The sequence below is a fragment of the Roseovarius mucosus DSM 17069 genome (assembly GCF_000768555.3).
In the GTDB taxonomy this organism is placed as follows: Bacteria; Pseudomonadota; Alphaproteobacteria; order Rhodobacterales; family Rhodobacteraceae; genus Roseovarius; species Roseovarius mucosus.
In genome coordinates this window covers 66,464-83,427 of sequence record NZ_KN293981.1, presented here as the reverse complement: position 1 = coordinate 83,427, position 16,964 = coordinate 66,464, and the positions used below count along the sequence as shown (strand labels likewise).

Here is a 16,964-nt window from a genome sequence, read left to right as displayed (position 1 = left end):
GCAGAGGATATTCCGCATGGCCAGCTTTTTTATCGACCGCCCGGTGTTCGCTTGGGTCATTTCGATCCTCATCATGGGGGTCGGGGTGCTGGCCATCCTGATCCTGCCGGTCGCGCAATATCCGCAGATTGCGCCGCCCTCGGTCACGGTGACGGCCACCTATCCCGGTGCCTCGGCCGACACGGTGGCCAATACGGTCACGCAGGTGATCGAGCAGCAGATGACCGGCCTGGATGGCTTGCGCTACTTCTCGTCGCGCTCGACGTCGGCTGGCAGCGCAGAGGTGACGCTGACATTCGAGACCGGCACCGATGCGGATATCGCGCAGGTGCAGGTGCAGAATAAACTTGGACAGGCCACGCCGCTCTTGCCCGAAATCGTGCAACGACAGGGCATCACGGTTGAGAAGTCCTCGGCCGGGTTCCTGATGGTGGTGGGCATGATCTCGACCGATGGCACGCTCGACCAAGTGGACCTGTCGGACTACATGGTCACGAACCTTGTGGACGAGCTGAGCCGGATCGAAGGCGTCGGATCGGTAAATGTCTTTGGCGCGCAATATGCGATGCGCATCTGGCTCGATCCGTCCAAGCTGGCGGGGTTTGGCCTGACCCCTTCGGATGTGGTGGCGGCGGTTTCGGCGCAGAATGCGCAGATTTCAGCGGGGTCCTTTGGTGCACGCCCCACCGTTGAGGGCCAGCAGCTCAACGCCACGATCACCGCGCAATCGCTCTTGAGCTCGCCCGAGGATTTCCGCCAGATCGTGCTGCGCGCCGAGACCGACGGCGGTCTGGTGCTGCTCGACGATGTGGCACGCGTGGAGATCGGGGCGGAAAACTATGCCACCACGGCGCGGTTCAACAAAGATCCGGCGGCGGGCATGGCGATCACGCTGGCACCGGGGGCGAATGCCCTCGACACTGCGCGCGCGATCAAGGACCGGATGGCAGAATTCGCCCGCTTCTTCCCCGAGGGTGTGGATTACGTGATCCCCTATGACACCACGCCGTTTGTCGAGATTTCGATCAAGGAAGTGGTCAAGACCCTGTTCGAAGCGATTGGCCTCGTGTTTCTCGTGATGTTCCTTTTCCTGCAAAACCTGCGCGCGACACTCATTCCGACGCTCGCGGTGCCGGTTGTCTTGTTGGGCACCTTCGGCGTGCTGGCTGCGGCAGGGTTCTCGATCAACACGCTGACAATGCTGGCCATGGTTCTGGCAATTGGCCTCTTGGTCGATGACGCAATCGTGGTTGTGGAAAACGTCGAGCGGATCATGGAGGAAGAGGGGCTTGGACCCCGTGAGGCCACGCATAAATCCATGGGCCAGATCACTGGCGCGTTGGTGGGCATTGCAATGGTGCTCTCGGCCGTGTTCGTGCCGATGGCGTTCTTTCCCGGCTCTACCGGCGTGATCTATCAGCAATTCGCAATCACCATTGTGTCGGCCATGGCGCTGTCGGTGGTGGTGGCAATCACTCTGACGCCCGCACTCTGCGCATCCCTGCTCAAGGCCAAGGGGCATGGTGCTGCACGCGGACCCTTTGCATGGTTCAACGCGGGCTTTGGCAAGTTGACCAATGGCTATGGCGGCACGGTCGGTTGGTCCGTGCGCCGCCCGGTGCGGGTCTTCGTGGTTTATTTGGCGCTCGCCTTGGGTATGGCATTGATGTTTCTGCGCACACCTACCGGGTTCCTGCCCGAAGAGGATCAGGGTATTCTTTTCACCCTCATCCAGACGCCCACCGGATCAAGCGCGGAGCGCACGCTGGAGGTGGTCAAGCAGGTCGAGGACTATTACCTTGAACAGGAAACCGATGTCGTGAACTCCTTGTTCGGCGTCGTGGGGTTCAGCTTTTCGGGCAATGGGCAGAACATGGGTCTGGCCTTTGTCCAACTCAAGGATTGGAAAGACCGGACTGAACCGGGGCAGAGTGTGCAAGCGCTTGCCGGGCGCGCCTTTGGCGCCTTCAGCCAGATCCGCGATGCGATGGTATTCCCGGTGGTGCCGCCTTCGGTGATCGAACTGGGCAACGTCTCGGGGTTTGATTTCTACCTTCAGGCGCGGGCCGGGCAGAGCCATGCGGACCTTATGGCGGCGCGCAATCAATTGCTGGGCATGGCGGCGCAAAGCGATCTCATCGCCTCGGCACGCCCCAACGGGCTAGAGGACGCGGCGCAATACAATCTTGATATCGACTGGCGCAAGGCAGGGGCGATGGGGCTGACACCCACGGATGTTGGGCAGCTTCTCCAGATTGCCTGGGCGGGCAGCTATGTGAACGACTTCCTCGATCAGGGCCGGATCAAGCGGGTCTATGTTCAGGGCGAGGCCGAAGCGCGGGCGCAGCCCACCGATATCGACAAATGGCGGGTGCGCAATGCCAGCGGCGGGCTGGTTCCGTTTTCAAACTTCGCCGAAGGGCGATGGGATTATGGCGCGCAGGGGCTGTATCGCTACAATGGCATCCCATCGGTGCAGTTGCAGGGCACGCCGGCGCCCGGTGTCTCGACCGGCGAGGCGATGGCTGAGATGGAGCGTCTGGTGGCGCAACTGGGGCAAGGCTATGAGCTGGCCTGGACAGGGCTGTCTCTGGAAGAGCGGGAGTCGGGCAATCAGGCGCCGCTTCTCTACGCGCTATCCCTGGCGGCGGTATTCCTATCGTTGGCAGCGCTTTACGAAAGCTGGTCGATTCCCTTTGCAGTTATGCTGGCCATGCCCATTGGCATCGTCGGTGCTTTGACCGGCGCGTGGATCGGTGGTTTCGAGAATGGTGTGTTCTTTCAGGTTGGATTGCTCACCGTGGTGGGCCTGACCGGCAAGAACGCAATCCTGATCGTGGAGTTCGCCCGAGAACGCTATGAGGCGGGGGAGAGTATTCTCGAGGCCGTGACCGAGGCCGCGCGCCAGAGGTTCCGCCCGATCATCATGACCTCCATGGCATTCTCCTTGGGTGTCCTGCCGCTGGTTCTAAGTTCCGGCGCGGGGTCGGGTGGGCGCAATGCCATCGGGTCTGGCGTGCTGAGCGGAACAATCTCGGGCACGGTGCTCGGCGTGGTGTTCGTGCCACTCTTCTTTGTTATTGTGACGCGCCTCTTTGGCGGCAATCGCACCAAAGAGTAATCGCACCAAAGAGTAATCGCTCGGACAGGTTGGGGTAGATTTTGGGGTTCCGTCCCAAATATTGCCCAGTGTCGGCATAGGCTGATCTGCGGACAGAATTATGCTGCAAGCTCCGCGAAGGTTTGGAATGCGGTTGCGCCGTTGGCCGTGATTTGACCTTTGCGGATCCTGTGGGAGGTCTCAGTGCCTGCGATGGTCTCTGAGGCCGAATGGAAAGCCTTGAAGCCCATCATCGGGTTCGTGATCCGCTTGATGAGCGGAACGGCGCGGCTCATGACATGACGCTTCCCTTCAAGTTCACTCGCAGCCTCGTCAACGCGCGCAGGTCGAGTTTTCTGCCGTCCTGCCGAGAAATCGTGAAGCGCCAGGTCGCGAAGGGTGTCGGCTTGAAGAAATCCTCGGCGAAGCGCCCGGTCGTTGCGCTGTCGCCAGTGGGCATTGCCGCGGCGTCCAGCGGGTTATAAACGAAGGCGCGCACGAAGGGCTGCGTCACAAATCGCGCCGTGCCACCGGAGGGCGTCTTGTCGAGGTAGGTGCCATCTGTCTGAATGTCGATCCAGAGATCGCCGTCGGAGTGCACGCCGTCTGCGTAGACTCGTACAGCGTCCAGACGAACCCTGTACCACCGGTTGAACCGTGGGTGATCGGTCGGGATCGTCACACTGACGGAGTCATCTGCGCTTCGCATGATCGCCAACGAAGTCAGGTCGTCCTCTCCGTCGGCGTTCGTCACGTCCTTGGCTCTGGCATCGCCTTGCGCAACAACCATGTCTGGAGCGTCGGCCGTACCAGTCGCCGAAGTCAGATCGACGTCTAGCCAGACATCCATCGGCCCTGGCGACCGGCCAAGTGCAATGCTGGTGACCCAGGTTCCCGTATGCGTCATCACCGCCTCGGAGAACGCGTCGACGCTGTCGGTGATCCGGGGCAGAACGGACCGGTCGATTGGGCGCAGCGTGAAGTAGCTTGCCGCACGCATGAAGGCTTCCATTGCCAAGTAGACGCTGCGCTTGCTGTCGAGCACGCGCCCAAAGGCAAGTTGCCGCAACGCCGTATCGCGCGCCTGCGACTGCGAAAGATCACGCAGGTAGCCATCGTAGAGTCGCCGCGAGGCCTGCGCCGCCCGTTCGCGCAGTATCGCATCCGCGAGGTCGTTGTTCGCCTTGGCGAGCGCGAGGCGCGTCTGGCTCATGGTGCGGCCATGCAGGACCATCCGCCTGAGCGCTAGCCGGTAGGCGCGTCCGCCGCCGAGCTTGTCCATCATGTCGCCGACTTTATCGAACATCTCCTCGAGGCCCAGCTCGGTCTGCGCCCAGCCGTCCTCACCCCCGGTCACGACGTCGAGTCCGATGGGCGCTATCGCCCCGAAGGACGTATTCACCTGGGCTGCCGCCTTGACGAGAAAATCCTCGCTTTGCTGCTCGAGCTTCTTCGCTTTCTCTGCTATGTCGACGATGCGCATGATGCCGTCGTAGATGCCCTTTATATCCTTGCCAGCCGAGATCCCGGCCTTCTTGAGATCGGCAGCACCCTTCTTGATCTTATCCTGTCGCGACTTCTCCTTTTGGGCCGCTTCCTGATCAGCTTTGCGTGTCTCGAAATACGAAATGATGTCTTCTTTGGCGTTCTCGGCCGTATATTCCGGCGGATCGTCATCACCGTTGTCTTCGAACAGCCAACTGATATCGATGACGTCCTCGAACTTGTCACCTTTCGCAGCGCGCGTTGACAAGTCTACCGACATACCTGCCAACATCTTGATATTGTCGATGACGGGGATGGCCGCGAGCGTTCCGCCCGAGGCGACAATCGTCCCGACTTGTTGAACCAAATCCACTACGCCTGTGAATATCTCGATCGACGCCTTGATCGTCTCGTCGCGCTGCCAGTTCTTGATGCCACGCTGGAAGTCCACCATCAGATCTGTCAGATCGGTCTGGCATTCCAGAAGGTTTGCCGCCGCTATCTGGCGCGCTTTGCGCATCTGCTCGCAGGTCGCCTCGGTCTGCGCGCGTAGGTTCGCGGCGAGCTCGGCCTCGTTCTGCTTGTCTGCGATAGTGATTGCGACCTGATCGCGCCAGTGCTCGTCTGTCCTCGCCTTCTCGACCAGAGCGTCGTAGCGCTGTACGCGCTGGTGCAGCAACGCAAGGCAGGCCTTCGATTTTTCGGCGTAGATCTCATGGTCAAGGTGCGGAACGAGAAGCGCGTCAGCACCGATGTCCATCAGTTGAATCAATGTCTTGTAAAGCGCGTGACAATCCGACGACAGCATGTGCGAGGTCGGGTGCTGTGCCGTCAATGCAGCAACCCACATGACTTGGTCCGCCGCAAGGCGTGGCTCTTCGGTCGAGAGCAGGCAAGCGATCTGGAACGTTGTCGTCAGCATTACTGCCAGCGGCTCTCCGGGCGCAAGAAAGTCGAGCGCAGCGGCTGAGGCGGCGACCTTTGTCGCCCGTTCTTCACCGCGCTCCATCACATAGGCAGTTGTGCTGCCGTCGGCGACAATATGCGTCTCGGCCTCGACAAGGTCGCCACCAGCGTCGAGACTGACGGTCGCAAGCGTCAGCGTGGCGGGCACGCCCGTGGCGGCATCAACGATGCGTTGCGCCGCGATGATGGAGGAAAGCTTTGTGCCGTCGCTCAGGTCGAAAATCAGTTCGGCCTTGGCTCCTACCTCGATCACGCGCGCGAAGATGAAGGTTGGGCACCGCAGCGTCGGTGTTTTATCCAGGACCAGAACGTCGCAGCAGATCACCAGCATCGCCAGATTGTCGGCGTCCTTAATGCTTGCGTCCATCTCGCTCCAACGCAGCAGCGGCGCGCGGAACTCTCCATAGTCCGGGTTGAGGTGCTGATATTCTGGAAGGTGCCAGCGCTGGATGGTCTTGGCGGAATAAAGCTCGGCCCAATTGTGTGTCATCGAAAACTCTCTCTGCGCCCTGGATGCTCGAAGGGGTGTGCGGGCCCACAAGGGACCCCACGCTTCAGCCGTTGAGCTTTTTGAACACTTCGGCAACGGTGGCCGTTCCAGGAGCGATACTGACGTAGTTGTCTGTCATCAGCTCGCTCAGGTCTGGCAGCATCGTCTGCCAGTTTTTTTCGACCTTGCGCAGAGCCACGCCCAACAACCGCTTCGATTTCACCTCGATCTCTCCGTCGGGCGATTGTCTCGTCGTGTTCTCCAGGTACTTCGTCATCTCGGAGATATGCGAGGCGATCCCCTTCCATGTCTCTTGAACCACGCCGCATTTAGCCGAGGCCGCCTCGGTATAGCTGATCACGTTCGTCAAGCCGTTTGAGCCTTGGGTAAAGACGCTGCGCGCCGCGAGAGCTTGTTTAAGATGCGCACCCTCCTTCTGGATCGAATCCTCCAGTTCTTCGATATCCTTCATTCGCTGGATCGCCTTGTCCGTGTAGATGCCCATCACGACGCCCGTTGCGATCAGGCCAAGGGGTGGCAGCACCCAGATGTAAGTGGGCGACGTCGCCGCCGCTATTGTCGCCTCTGTGTGCAGCCGTCGCGCCTCTTCCAGCATCTTGTGTTTATAGGCGATTGAGCCCTCGGTGTTCGCGTCCGCCGCGAGGATACCGAGGGTCTCCTCGTTCGTGCTGCTGTCGCTATCGAGGCTCGTGCGGGCGGTGTCGAGTTTTCCCAAGGCCTTGCCAAGCTCCGTCCGGAACTCGTCGAGCGCTACTTTGACATGGCCCGCCCTCGTGCTGGCGGAATTGGCGTCTTTTTGAAGATCTGTCAGAAGCTCGAGTGCTGTCTCGGTATCGCCGTCTTCGACCGAGTCGAGGATGATCTGCAGCATCCCGTCCTCGCCCCCGGCGGTTGTCTCGGCATAGACCTTCAGGTCCATGCCCACTTGAATGACCTCGGAGAAGACGTTCTTCAGGAACGCCTCGCAGGCTTTCGAGATGAGCGAATTGCCGTCTTGCATTGGAGGCAGAAAATCGAACTTCAGAGCATCGGCACCCATGATCGCCTTGAAGTCCGTCTCTGACGTCGGCAAACGGATACCCCAGTTCGCGTAGACCTGAAGAAAGTGCCAAGCCTGCCAAAGCTCTGACCGGTTTGACCCTTCGCGCCCAATGAGCGACATCAAGGGCTCGAACGGCTTGGTGAAGTCGATTGTTTCAATGCTGTCATCGGTCATGCTGGTTCCTTTCAGCTCAGGCTGAGCTACCTAATTGATGGCGAGGCCCTGTATCCATCTCGACATCGCGTCCATCTTTGGACGCGCCCGCTCGAGGTGGATGTTCGCGACTTTGAGGTTTGACGTAGCCTCGGATTTCTCGATCTGCTGGTAGGCCGGAAGTAGCAGTGGTCCCAAGGCGACCAAGTCATTCTGGAACTGTGTCATTGTCTGGTCGACGGTCAGTACACGCTCGACCCCGTTTCGCAGCGCAACAAGCTCGGCCTTGTACATTGCAAGAAGTTCTCGATGCTGGCGTTGGGAGGCGGCCTCGCCCTTGTGGATCGCGATTGAAGTGTTGAGCTTGTTAAGGTTGTCGCGGTTCTTGTCGACCTGACCAAAGGTAAAGATTGCTTCCAGACCGTGCAGGATGTAATCGCCCGCGTTCAGTTTGGCGCTCGCCTCCTTCGCGGCCTTTGCGGCAGCCTCCATGCGCTCTTCAGAGGTTTGGATTGCGGCCGTCATCTCCCTGATCTGTTTGCCGTGTATCGCGATTTCGCGCTCAATTCTTCCGAAGACCTTGTTTCCGGCTACCTTGACGCTCATCGCCTGTTGCGTGGCGTGCCGTGATTCAGCGACCGTGTCGCCGAGAAGTACGAGAAGCTGACCGAGTGAGGCCTTCAGCATGTTGTCCCCGCCCATATCGCGCCACCTGGCGTCGATCTTCACAAGACTTTCTGATAGATTATTGGCGAGGACGGCGAAAATTGACAGCGAAGCCAGCAGCTCAGATATGAAATTGGCAGGAAGTCCGGCGCGGGCAACACCGCCGGATGCAACCCACGAGCGTAATTCGGAAACACCCTGAAACGGGCTGGATTCTGTCATACCTATGTCTTGTCTCATAATGATGGTGGAAGAACGGATGTGAAAAAAGGCCTTGGAAATCTACCGCCCAATGAACCTTAGGTAAAGCAAATCGCCCTGTCTACAATTTTGACACAATCCTGGGCTGGGGGCAGCACGCCCGAGAAAAGCGCCGACACCGCCTGATATTCGTCCAGCGGCGGCAAAATGACCGTGTGCTGCACCGGTTGGCTCAAAGCTTTAGACGCGTGGAAATGCACCGCAAATGTTGCTTGATCAACGATCGGCATGCCAACTTGCAATCTTAACGAGTTAACGTGACAACATCATTTTGATGACTGGATACCCGCCTGCATCCAGACCGGCGGCGCATCGTTTCAACCATATCAACAAGGGTCTTGGCAGAAATCTGCCAGACACCGGGCTGTTTTATGCCCACAGGATTCGCCTAGAAACCTGCGTATTCTTGCCCGATGCGGGGTCCGCGGCACAGACTTCCACCACTGACCTGCCCGATCGGCGGGACTGCCATTTCTGGGAGGAAACCATGATCAATCTGAAATCCGCTTTGCGCGGGTGCCTTGTTGCATCCGCCCTCGTCACGGTGCCGTTTACGGTACAGGCCGACGAGTTCATCAATGTCCTGACCGGCGGCACCTCGGGCGTCTACTATCCGCTCGGCGCGGGTCTGGCCAATATCTACGGCGAGAAGATTCCGGGCGCCCGCACATCCGTCCAGTCGACGAAGGCGAGCGTCGAGAACCTGAACCTTCTGCAGGACGGCCGCGGCGAACTGGCCTTCGCCTTGGGTGATTCCGTCGCGATGGCTTGGGAAGGCAACCCGGACGCGGGTTTCACCCACAAGCTCGACAAGCTGCGTGGCATCGCGGCGATCTACCCGAACTATATTCAGGTCGTTGCCTCCAAGGACTCCGGCATCACCGATTTTGCCGGTCTCAAGGACAAGAGCCTTTCCGTCGGCGCGCCTGCTTCCGGCACTGAATTGAATGCCCGCGCAATCTTCGGCGCGGAGGGGATAAGCTATGACGACCTCGGCAAGGTCGAATATCTGCCGTTTGCAGAGTCGGTCGAACTGATCAAGAACCGTCAGCTTGATGCCACTCTTCAGTCCGCGGGACTGGGCGTGGCTTCGATCCGCGATCTCGCTTCCTCCCTGCCGATCAACGTCGTGTCCATTCCCGGGGATGTTGCAACGAAGCTCGGCGCGCCCTACGTCGCGGCCACCATTCCGGCCGGGACCTACGACGGCCAGACCGAGGATGTGCCTACCGTTGCCGTCTCCAACTTTCTGGTCACCCACGAGGGTGTCAGTGAGGAAACAGCCTACCTGATGACGAAGCAGCTGTTCGAAAATCTCGAGACTCTGACCGCCGCCCACAAGGCTGCCGCGCAGATCTCAATCGAGAATGCACTGAGCGGCATGCCCATTCCGCTGCATCCGGGTGCGGAGAAGTACTACCGCGAGGTTGGCGTCCTCAAGTAAGCGGTGCGCCACGGCAATATCTGGCGCTCCGTATCGGTGCGCCAGGTCCTACCTCAAGAAAAAGCGAGGTTCCCATGACCGACGTCACCACTCCCCCTGATCCGCAGGAGGGACACGAGATGTCCTTTGCTGCCGACATGACCGGCCGCCTCCTGTTCTGGATCGCCGTCGTCTTCTCTGTCTTTCAGATCGCCACGGCAGCCCACATCATCGACATGCCCAGCCAAATCACGCGGGCCTTCCACGTCGGCTTCCTGACGTTGCTCGCCTTCCCGCTGATCGCCTACGGGCGCGGCGTGGGGGTCCAACTCAGGGCGATCGCGTGGCTGTTCGCGGCCGCCGGTGTTGCGGTCGCGCTCTACCAGTGGTGGGAATACCAGCCGCTGATCATGCGCGCCGGGCGTCCCCTGACCCAGGACATCGTGGTCGGCGTCGTTGCCCTGATCGTTGTCTTCGCCGCCGCGTGGACGATGATGGGCCCGGCTCTGCCGCTGATTGCTGGGGCCTTCCTGGCTTACTGCCTTTTCGGCGAATACCTGCCTTCTCCGCTGAACCACCGGGGCTTCGACTTCACCCAGGTCATCGACCACATGGCCTATGGTACGGAAGGTATCTACGGCATCCCGACGTATGTGTCCTCCACCTACATCTTTCTCTTCATCCTCTTCGGCTCCTTCCTCGAACGGGCCGGAATGATCCGGCTTTTCACGGACGTCGCCTTGGGTCTCTTCGGCCATCGGCAGGGCGGTGCTGCCAAGGTCGCAGTGGTCTCCTCGGGACTCATGGGGACAATCTCTGGCTCGGGCGTTGCCAACGTCGTGACGACCGGTCAGTTCACCATCCCGCTGATGAAGAAGTTTGGCTACCGCTCCGCCTTCGCCGGCGGGGTCGAGGCCACGGCCTCTATGGGCGGGCAGATCATGCCGCCGGTGATGGGGGCCGTCGCCTTCATCATGGCTGAGACACTGGACGTGCCCTATGTCGAGGTCGTGAAGGCCGCGCTGATCCCCGCGATCCTCTACTTCGCCTCTGCATTCTGGATGGTGCACCTTGAGGCGGGCAAGCACGGGCTCAAGGGCCTCGCCAAGGCTGACCTGCCCTCCCCCCGTAAGGCGATTGCAGAAAACTGGATGCTGCTCGTCCCACTCGGCGTGCTGATCTACCTGCTGTTCGGCGGCTACACTCCGCTCTTTGCCGGGACCATCGGCCTGGGCCTCACCGTACTGCTGATCCTCGGTGGCACGGCGGTGATGAACCTGCCCGCGGGGGCCATGCGCCTAGCGTTCTGGGTCTGCCTCGGCCTTGTCGCCGCAGCCTTCTTTGAGTTCGGGATCGAAGTGCTGGTGGTCGCACTCGCCGCGCTGATCCTGTGGTGCGCAGTGACGAACGGAGGGCGCGAGACGCTGCGCCTTTGCCGAGACTCTCTGGCCGAAGGGGCCAAGACCGCCCTGCCGGTTGGTGTCGCCTGTGCCCTCGTCGGCATCATCATCGGCACCATGACGCTAACGGGTGCGGCCAATACCTTCGGGCAGTTCATCGTCTCGGTCGGCAAGACATCCCTGCTGCTCAGCCTGATCCTGACCATGCTTACCTGCATCCTGCTTGGCATGGGAATCCCCACAATTCCCAACTACATCATCACCTCTTCCATCGCTGGACCCGCGCTGTTGGCGCTCGGTGTGCCGCTGATCGTCAGCCACATGTTCGTCTTCTACTTCGGCATTCTCGCGGACTTGACACCGCCTGTCGCGCTCGCCTGTTTTGCTGCGGCGCCGATAGCCAAAGAGAACGGGCTGCGAATCTCCTTTGAGGCAATCAAGGTTGCGGCGGCGGGCTTTGTCATTCCCTTCATGGCGGTTTATACTCCGGCGCTGATGCTACAGGCGGGCGGGCCGCTGGCGGATGCCATCGGCTACTGGCCGGCCGTCGCCTACATCGTTTTCAAAACCGTGATCTGTATCGGTCTCTGGGGCGCCGCGGTGATCGGATGGCTGGGCCGACCACTCGGCTGGCCGCTGCGCCTGCTGGGCGTCGTCGCGGCCGGAACGCTGATCGCGGCTCTGCCCCTGACGGACGAGATCGGCTTTGCCTTGGCCGCCGCCTTTGTCGCGGGGGTCGTTTTGATGGGCCGGCGGGCAGCGGCATGAGCATCTGCCTCGCCATCGGAACCTTTGCGCTGACACTGGCCGACCCGGTGGTGACACTGTCCTGGACCCACTCCGTCGAAAAGGTGACGTGGGAGGAGGCCTGGCACGTGACGGCAACCGGTCTCACCCTGCGACAGTCCCGGATCAAGGGCTCTGGCGCAGGGATGGAGCCCGGACCGGACGCCGTCCTGCAGGACGGTTGGTGGGTCTCGCCGGGCCACCTTGATGTGCCGGAGTTGACGCTTGCCGCCTCCGGCGCGACAGAAGACGGCTGGACGCTCTGCGGGGACGGCAACTGTCGTGTCATTGGTGCGGAAATGGGGGCGCCCATCACGCTCTCGCCATGCCGATAAGTGGCTTAACTTTCCGCAAGCATGGTGCCAGACTGCGCGACGCCATGACCCGCCCACTCCGGACCCGCCCGCTGATCCTGCTTGTATGCCTTGCGCTTGCCGTGGCGCTGGCCGGGGGGGGCGTTGCCTATCGCATCGCCACCTCCCGCGTGGCCGAAACGCTGGACCAGTCCCTCACTCTTACACGCCGCGCCATCGAGACAGAGATCGACCGTTTCCGATATCTCCCCCGCGTTGCGGCAGAGGACGTGCGGATCGGTCAGGCCATAACCGACCCGCAGAACCCTTCGGCGATCGACGCCGCCAACCGCTACCTCGAAACCGTTGCCAGAGCCTCCGGAGCCGATCAACTTTACCTGCTGAACGATCAGGGCCGCACCCTTGCCGCCAGCAACTGGCACACGCCGGAAAGTTTCGTTGGCGCGGACTACAGCTTTCGCCCTTATTTCGGCGACGCCATGCAGACGGGGTCGGGGCGGTTCTACGCCATCGGGGTGACCACCGGCCGGCCCGGCTATTTCCTATCATCGCGCGTCACCCTTCCGAATGGCACGCGTGCGGTGATCGTCGTTAAGGTCGACCTTGTGCCGCTGCAGGACGCCTGGCGCAACGCGGCCGCGGATGTCGCCATCGCGGATGACAACGGTATTGTCTTCCTCTCCGGTCACCCCTCCTGGCTCTACAAGCCGCTGCTGGCGTTGAGCCCCGAGGTGCTGGCCCGCGTGTCTGCCACCCGCCGCTACGAAGGGGTCGCGCTTGACACCACGCCGCCGCTCCTCTCGATAGACGGCGCGCTTCAGAACGCGCGCCCGGTCGACGTCAACGGGCGTTGGCTGCTAATGCGCAGGCTACCGATCGATCCCGACGGCTGGCAGGTGCTTTCCGCCCTCCCCGCGCGCGGTGCCCTGCGCGCAGCTCTGGCGGGTGCCGCGATCTCCGGCTTGACGGCGCTCGCTGCTGCCCTGCTGGCGCAGACCCTCCTGCAACGTCGTCGTCTCGTCGCGATGCGACTGCAACAGGGTCGCCTCTTGGAACAGCAGGTCGAGCGGCGCACCCGTGAACTGGCCCAGGAGATCGAGACCCGCCGCGCCGCCGAAACCGAACTGCGCGACACCCAGGAGGCGCTGATCCATTCGGAAAAGATGGCCGCCCTCGGCCGCATGTCCTCGGCCATCGTGCACGAGGTATCACAGCCCCTTGCGGCGATGGAGGCGACCCTTGCAGCGGCCGTCATCAGCACGCGAGGCACCGACGATGAAACCACCGCCCGGATAGAAAGCGCCCGCGGTCACATCCGACGGATGCTGCGCACCATCCGTCATCTCAAGAGCTTCGGACGTAGGGAAACCGGCAACCTCTCCCGGGTCGATATGGATCAGGTGGTCGACAATGCCCTCGACCTCGTCCGCCACCGCGCCGACGTTCTGGGCGTCACCCTTTCCGCCCCAAGAGAGGGCCCGGCACCAGAGGTCATCGGCGGCCTCGTCCGGTTGGAACAGGTGATGGTGAACCTGTTGCTGAATGCGCTCGACGCAGTGGCAAACGTCGAGACTCGCGCGGTGACTGTGTCACGGGAAGTGACGGCCACCCAGGTCATCCTGCGCGTCACCGACGCCGGCACCGGGATCGAGCCTGCCGCGCTCAGCAAGATCGGAGAGCCCTTCTACAGCACCAAGACCGGCGGCGACGGTCTGGGCCTCGGACTCTCGATCAGCCAGACCATCGTGGAGGATTTCCACGGCACCCTTCGCCTGACTTCTAACCCCGGCGCCGGCACCTGCGCCACCATCACACTGCCTCGCGCCGCCGGGGCGACAGCGGTTGACGCCGCATGACCCGCGCCCGCATCTGGGTCGTGGACGACGACGACGACCACCGCATCGGTCTTTGCGATCTGATGGCTACCACAGGCTATGACGCGCAGGGATTCGACGGCGCGCGCGCCGCCCTCGACCAGATGGACGTCGACACGCCAGACCTCATCCTCAGCGACCTGCGGATGCCCGGCGTGGACGGCATCGCCTTTCTAGAAGCGGTCCGCGGCCGCGCCGTCGACTTGCCGCTGATCCTGCTCACCGGCCATGGCGACGTCGGACAGGCGGTCAAGGCTATCCACCTTGGCGCGCAGGATTTCCTCGAAAAGCCTTATGACGCCGATCACCTTCTCTCCGTTGTGACCCGAACGCTGCAAGCCGTTCACCTACGGAAAGAGAACGCGGCACTCCGCGCCTCCCTCGACGCGCTGAAGCCGCGTCTGTTGGGAGAGACCACGGCGATCGACAACATACGCAAGCGCATAGAAAAGATCGCCCCCCTCGACGTCGACGTGCTCTTGATGGGGGAGACAGGGACCGGCAAAGACCTCACTGCGCGCATCCTGCACCAGAGAGGACCGCGCGCAGCGGGTCCCTTCGTCACCATTAACTGCGCGGCCCTTCGCGAGGACAACTTCGACGCAGACCTCTTCGGCCACCTCCGCTCTGACGGCACCTATCGCTCCGGTCGCATCGTCCAGGCGGACGGCGGTACGCTCTTTCTTGACCAGATCGAGGCGCTGCCCCTCTCGCTGCAATCCCGGCTGCTCGGCGTGATCCAGTCCTGCGCGGTGGAGGTCGACGGCGACACTCGCCCCGTCGACCTGCGCATCCTGGCGGCGAGCGCCGCTGACCTGAAGGACCTGATCGCTCAGGACCGCTTCCGCCTCGATCTCTTCTTCCGCCTCGCCGCGGTCGAGCTGACCCTGCCGCCGCTGCGCGAGATATCCGCCGATATCCCACTGCTTTTCACTCATTTCGTGGCCGAAGCCGCCGCCCGCTACGGCCTGCCGGAACCCGAGATTACCTTCGCCGACCGCAAGGCCTTGCTGCGCCACCACTGGCCCGGTAACGCGCATGAGCTCCGCCAGCTTGCGCAGCGCCGCGTCATCGGCCTCGACACCCGCGCCGGCGGCACGGGCGCCGCCCCCGTTGGCACGCTGAAGGAGCGCGTCCGCCAGTTCGAGACGATGGAGATCGCGCGTGTGCTGGACCGCTGCAAGGGCAACACCGCCCGCGCGGCGCAGGAGCTTGGCATCCCGCGTCGCACACTGAACGCCAAGATTAGCGCTAGCCACCTGCGCGGACGTGGCGACGCGGACTGATCCGGCTGAGACGGGCCGCCCGAGGTATTACAGGCCGAAACCTAGCCACGAGCCGCGCTTAGCCCACCACGCGATCCTCGAGGATCATGTCCGAGGCTTTCTCGCCGATCATGATGGCGGGGGCGTTGGTGTTGCCCGAAACGATCTCGGGCATGATCGAGCAATCCGCCACGCGCAGCCCGTCAATGCCATGCACGCGCAGCCGCGCATCCACCACGGTATCTGGTCCCTGTCCCATCTTGCAGGTGCCGGTCGGATGATAGATCGTGGTTGAATAGCGCCGCGCCCAATCCAGCGTGCCTTCGTAATCCTCAAGGTCAAGCGTGCGGTCGGGGCGGAACTCCTCTGAGATCTTTGACGTTAACGGCGCGCAGCGCGCGATGCGGCGAGCGATCTTGATCCCTTCGACGATGGTCCGGCAATCGGTCTCGGTCGAGAGGTAGTTGGGGATGATCTTCGGATAGCGCCGCGGATCGGCTGAGGCGAGGCGGATTTCTCCTCGGCTTTCCGGCCGCAACTGACAGACCGACATGGTAAAGGCCGAGAAGCGATGCACGCCTTCACCTGGGCTGTCGGCGGACCAGGGTTGGACATGGAACTGAATATCCGGTGTCTCGACATGGTCGCCCGTGCGCAGGAAGCCGGTCGCAAGGCTGGCCGCCATGGCCATGGGGCCTGAACGCGAGAGAGCATATTTCAGCGCGATGCGAGCCTGGTTGGTGAGGCTGCGCACCTCGTCGTTCATCGTCGGCTCATGGCATTTGAACACCAGCCGTGCTTGCAGATGGTCCTGCATGTGACGCCCAACCGCCCGCAGGTCACGGCGCACCTCGATTCCGTGATCCTGCAAATGCGCTGCTTCGCCAATGCCCGACAGCATCAATATCTGGGGCGAGCCGATTGCACCCGAGGACAAGATCACCTCGCGTCCCGCCCGGACCACCTGATCCAAGCCTGCCCGGTCGCGGTAGGCCACGCCGGTCGCGCGCCGCCCCTCAAGGATGATGTGGCTGGCCTGGGCATGGGTGATTATGGTCAGGTTCGGCCGTTTGCGCGCCGGGTTGAGAAAGGCCACAGCCGCAGAACACCGCCGCCCGTTGCGCGTGGTCAGTTGGAAATACCCCACGCCCTCTTGTGTGGCCCCGTTGTAATCGGGATTGAACGGATAGCCCGCCTCCTGTGCGGCGGCCACCCAAGCGTCACAGATCGGGCGTTTGAGGCGCATGTCAGAGACCCAAAGCGTGCCCTGATCGCCGTGATACTCATCGGCACCGCGTTCTTGATGTTCGGAGCGTTTGAAGAGCGGCAGCACATCCTCCCACCCCCAGCCCGGATTGCCCATTTGCGCCCAACGATCGTAATCCTGCGGCTGACCGCGCACGTAGAGCAAGCCGTTGAGAGAGGACGAGCCACCCAACACCTTGCCGCGTGGCCAATCGAGTGCGCGGCCATTCAGCCCCGGATCGGGATCTGTGCGATAACACCAATCCACCGCCGGATTGTGCATGGTCTTGAAATATCCCACTGGAATATGAATCCACGGGTTCCAGTCGCGGCCGCCTGCCTCAAGCAGAACGACCTTGATCGCGGGGTTCGCTGAGAGGCGATTCGCCAGCACACATCCGGCAGAGCCCGCGCCGACGATCACGTAATCCGCTGAAATCTCCGACATTCCGGGCCTCCATTTGGTCATTCTT

At 61.9% G+C, this 16,964-nt stretch carries 11 protein-coding genes and 1 pseudogene; 6 read left to right on the top strand and 6 right to left on the bottom strand.

Features of this window, described 5'->3' with window-relative positions:
* Positions 1–16: 16 nt before the first annotated feature.
* Positions 17–3,121, top strand: a complete 3,105-nt coding sequence (locus ROSMUC_RS14025; protein WP_037274383.1) for an efflux RND transporter permease subunit — start codon at positions 17–19, stop codon at positions 3,119–3,121.
* Positions 3,122–3,219: 98 nt separating this feature from the next.
* Here the strand turns inward: ROSMUC_RS14025 and ROSMUC_RS14020 are convergent.
* From ROSMUC_RS14020 to ROSMUC_RS14000, 5 genes and pseudogenes are all read right to left on the bottom strand, one after another.
* Positions 3,220–3,375 (bottom strand): annotated as a pseudogene (locus tag ROSMUC_RS14020) (IS6 family transposase); the annotation flags it as partial.
* 17 nt (positions 3,376–3,392) lie between these two features.
* On the bottom strand, positions 3,393–6,041 hold the full coding sequence (locus tag ROSMUC_RS14015; protein WP_037274380.1) for a hypothetical protein: 2,649 nt from the start codon (positions 6,039–6,041) through the stop codon (positions 3,393–3,395).
* A gap of 64 nt (positions 6,042–6,105) precedes the next feature.
* Entirely contained in the window at positions 6,106–7,278 is a 1,173-nt protein-coding gene (locus ROSMUC_RS14010) for a hypothetical protein (RefSeq protein WP_037274377.1), read from the bottom strand.
* 30 nt (positions 7,279–7,308) lie between these two features.
* Positions 7,309–8,145, bottom strand: a complete 837-nt coding sequence (locus ROSMUC_RS14005; protein ID WP_102105966.1) for a hypothetical protein — start codon at positions 8,143–8,145, stop codon at positions 7,309–7,311.
* 77 nt (positions 8,146–8,222) lie between these two features.
* Positions 8,223–8,414, bottom strand: a complete 192-nt coding sequence (locus tag ROSMUC_RS14000) for a hypothetical protein (RefSeq protein WP_037274371.1) — start codon at positions 8,412–8,414, stop codon at positions 8,223–8,225.
* Positions 8,415–8,671: 257 nt separating this feature from the next.
* Here ROSMUC_RS14000 and ROSMUC_RS13995 point away from each other — a divergent pair, with 257 nt between their 5' ends.
* From ROSMUC_RS13995 to ROSMUC_RS13975, 5 genes are all read left to right on the top strand, one after another.
* Entirely contained in the window at positions 8,672–9,628 is a 957-nt protein-coding gene (locus ROSMUC_RS13995; RefSeq protein WP_037274595.1) for a TAXI family TRAP transporter solute-binding subunit, read from the top strand.
* A gap of 74 nt (positions 9,629–9,702) precedes the next feature.
* Positions 9,703–11,775 carry a TRAP transporter permease gene (locus tag ROSMUC_RS13990; RefSeq protein WP_037274367.1) on the top strand — a complete coding sequence of 691 codons (2,073 nt, stop codon included), beginning with the start codon at positions 9,703–9,705 and terminating at the stop codon, positions 11,773–11,775.
* Positions 11,772–12,128, top strand: a complete 357-nt coding sequence (locus ROSMUC_RS13985; RefSeq protein ID WP_037274364.1) for a DUF1850 domain-containing protein — start codon at positions 11,772–11,774, stop codon at positions 12,126–12,128. The genes ROSMUC_RS13990 and ROSMUC_RS13985 overlap by 4 nt, the downstream gene beginning before the upstream one ends.
* A 44-nt stretch (positions 12,129–12,172) precedes the next feature.
* On the top strand, positions 12,173–13,963 hold the full coding sequence (locus tag ROSMUC_RS13980; RefSeq protein WP_052115368.1) for a sensor histidine kinase: 1,791 nt from the start codon (positions 12,173–12,175) through the stop codon (positions 13,961–13,963).
* The gene (locus ROSMUC_RS13975; protein WP_037274361.1) at positions 13,960–15,267 is read left to right on the top strand and encodes a sigma-54-dependent transcriptional regulator; all 1,308 of its coding nucleotides are present in this window, start codon (positions 13,960–13,962) and stop codon (positions 15,265–15,267) included. The genes ROSMUC_RS13980 and ROSMUC_RS13975 overlap by 4 nt, the downstream gene beginning before the upstream one ends.
* A 58-nt stretch (positions 15,268–15,325) precedes the next feature.
* On the opposite strand, the gene ROSMUC_RS13970 is transcribed toward ROSMUC_RS13975, so the two are convergent.
* Positions 15,326–16,939, bottom strand: a complete 1,614-nt coding sequence (locus tag ROSMUC_RS13970; RefSeq protein WP_037274359.1) for a GMC family oxidoreductase — start codon at positions 16,937–16,939, stop codon at positions 15,326–15,328.
* Positions 16,940–16,964 lie beyond the last annotated feature (25 nt).

Excerpts from the sequence above, each read along its gene's own strand:
- ROSMUC_RS14025 (WP_037274383.1), top strand. The coding sequence starts at position 17 with ATGGCCAGCTTTTTTATCGACCGCCCGGTGTTCGCTTGGGTCATTTCG.
- ROSMUC_RS14015 (WP_037274380.1), bottom strand. The coding sequence starts at position 6,041 with ATGACACACAATTGGGCCGAGCTTTATTCCGCCAAGACCATCCAGCGC.
- ROSMUC_RS14010 (WP_037274377.1), bottom strand. The coding sequence starts at position 7,278 with ATGACCGATGACAGCATTGAAACAATCGACTTCACCAAGCCGTTCGAG.
- ROSMUC_RS14005 (WP_102105966.1), bottom strand. The coding sequence starts at position 8,145 with ATGACAGAATCCAGCCCGTTTCAGGGTGTTTCCGAATTACGCTCGTGG.
- ROSMUC_RS14000 (WP_037274371.1), bottom strand. The coding sequence starts at position 8,414 with ATGCCGATCGTTGATCAAGCAACATTTGCGGTGCATTTCCACGCGTCT.
- ROSMUC_RS13995 (WP_037274595.1), top strand. The coding sequence starts at position 8,672 with ATGATCAATCTGAAATCCGCTTTGCGCGGGTGCCTTGTTGCATCCGCC.
- ROSMUC_RS13990 (WP_037274367.1), top strand. The coding sequence starts at position 9,703 with ATGACCGACGTCACCACTCCCCCTGATCCGCAGGAGGGACACGAGATG.
- ROSMUC_RS13985 (WP_037274364.1), top strand. The coding sequence starts at position 11,772 with ATGAGCATCTGCCTCGCCATCGGAACCTTTGCGCTGACACTGGCCGAC.
- ROSMUC_RS13980 (WP_052115368.1), top strand. The coding sequence starts at position 12,173 with ATGACCCGCCCACTCCGGACCCGCCCGCTGATCCTGCTTGTATGCCTT.
- ROSMUC_RS13975 (WP_037274361.1), top strand. The coding sequence starts at position 13,960 with ATGACCCGCGCCCGCATCTGGGTCGTGGACGACGACGACGACCACCGC.
- ROSMUC_RS13970 (WP_037274359.1), bottom strand. The coding sequence starts at position 16,939 with ATGTCGGAGATTTCAGCGGATTACGTGATCGTCGGCGCGGGCTCTGCC.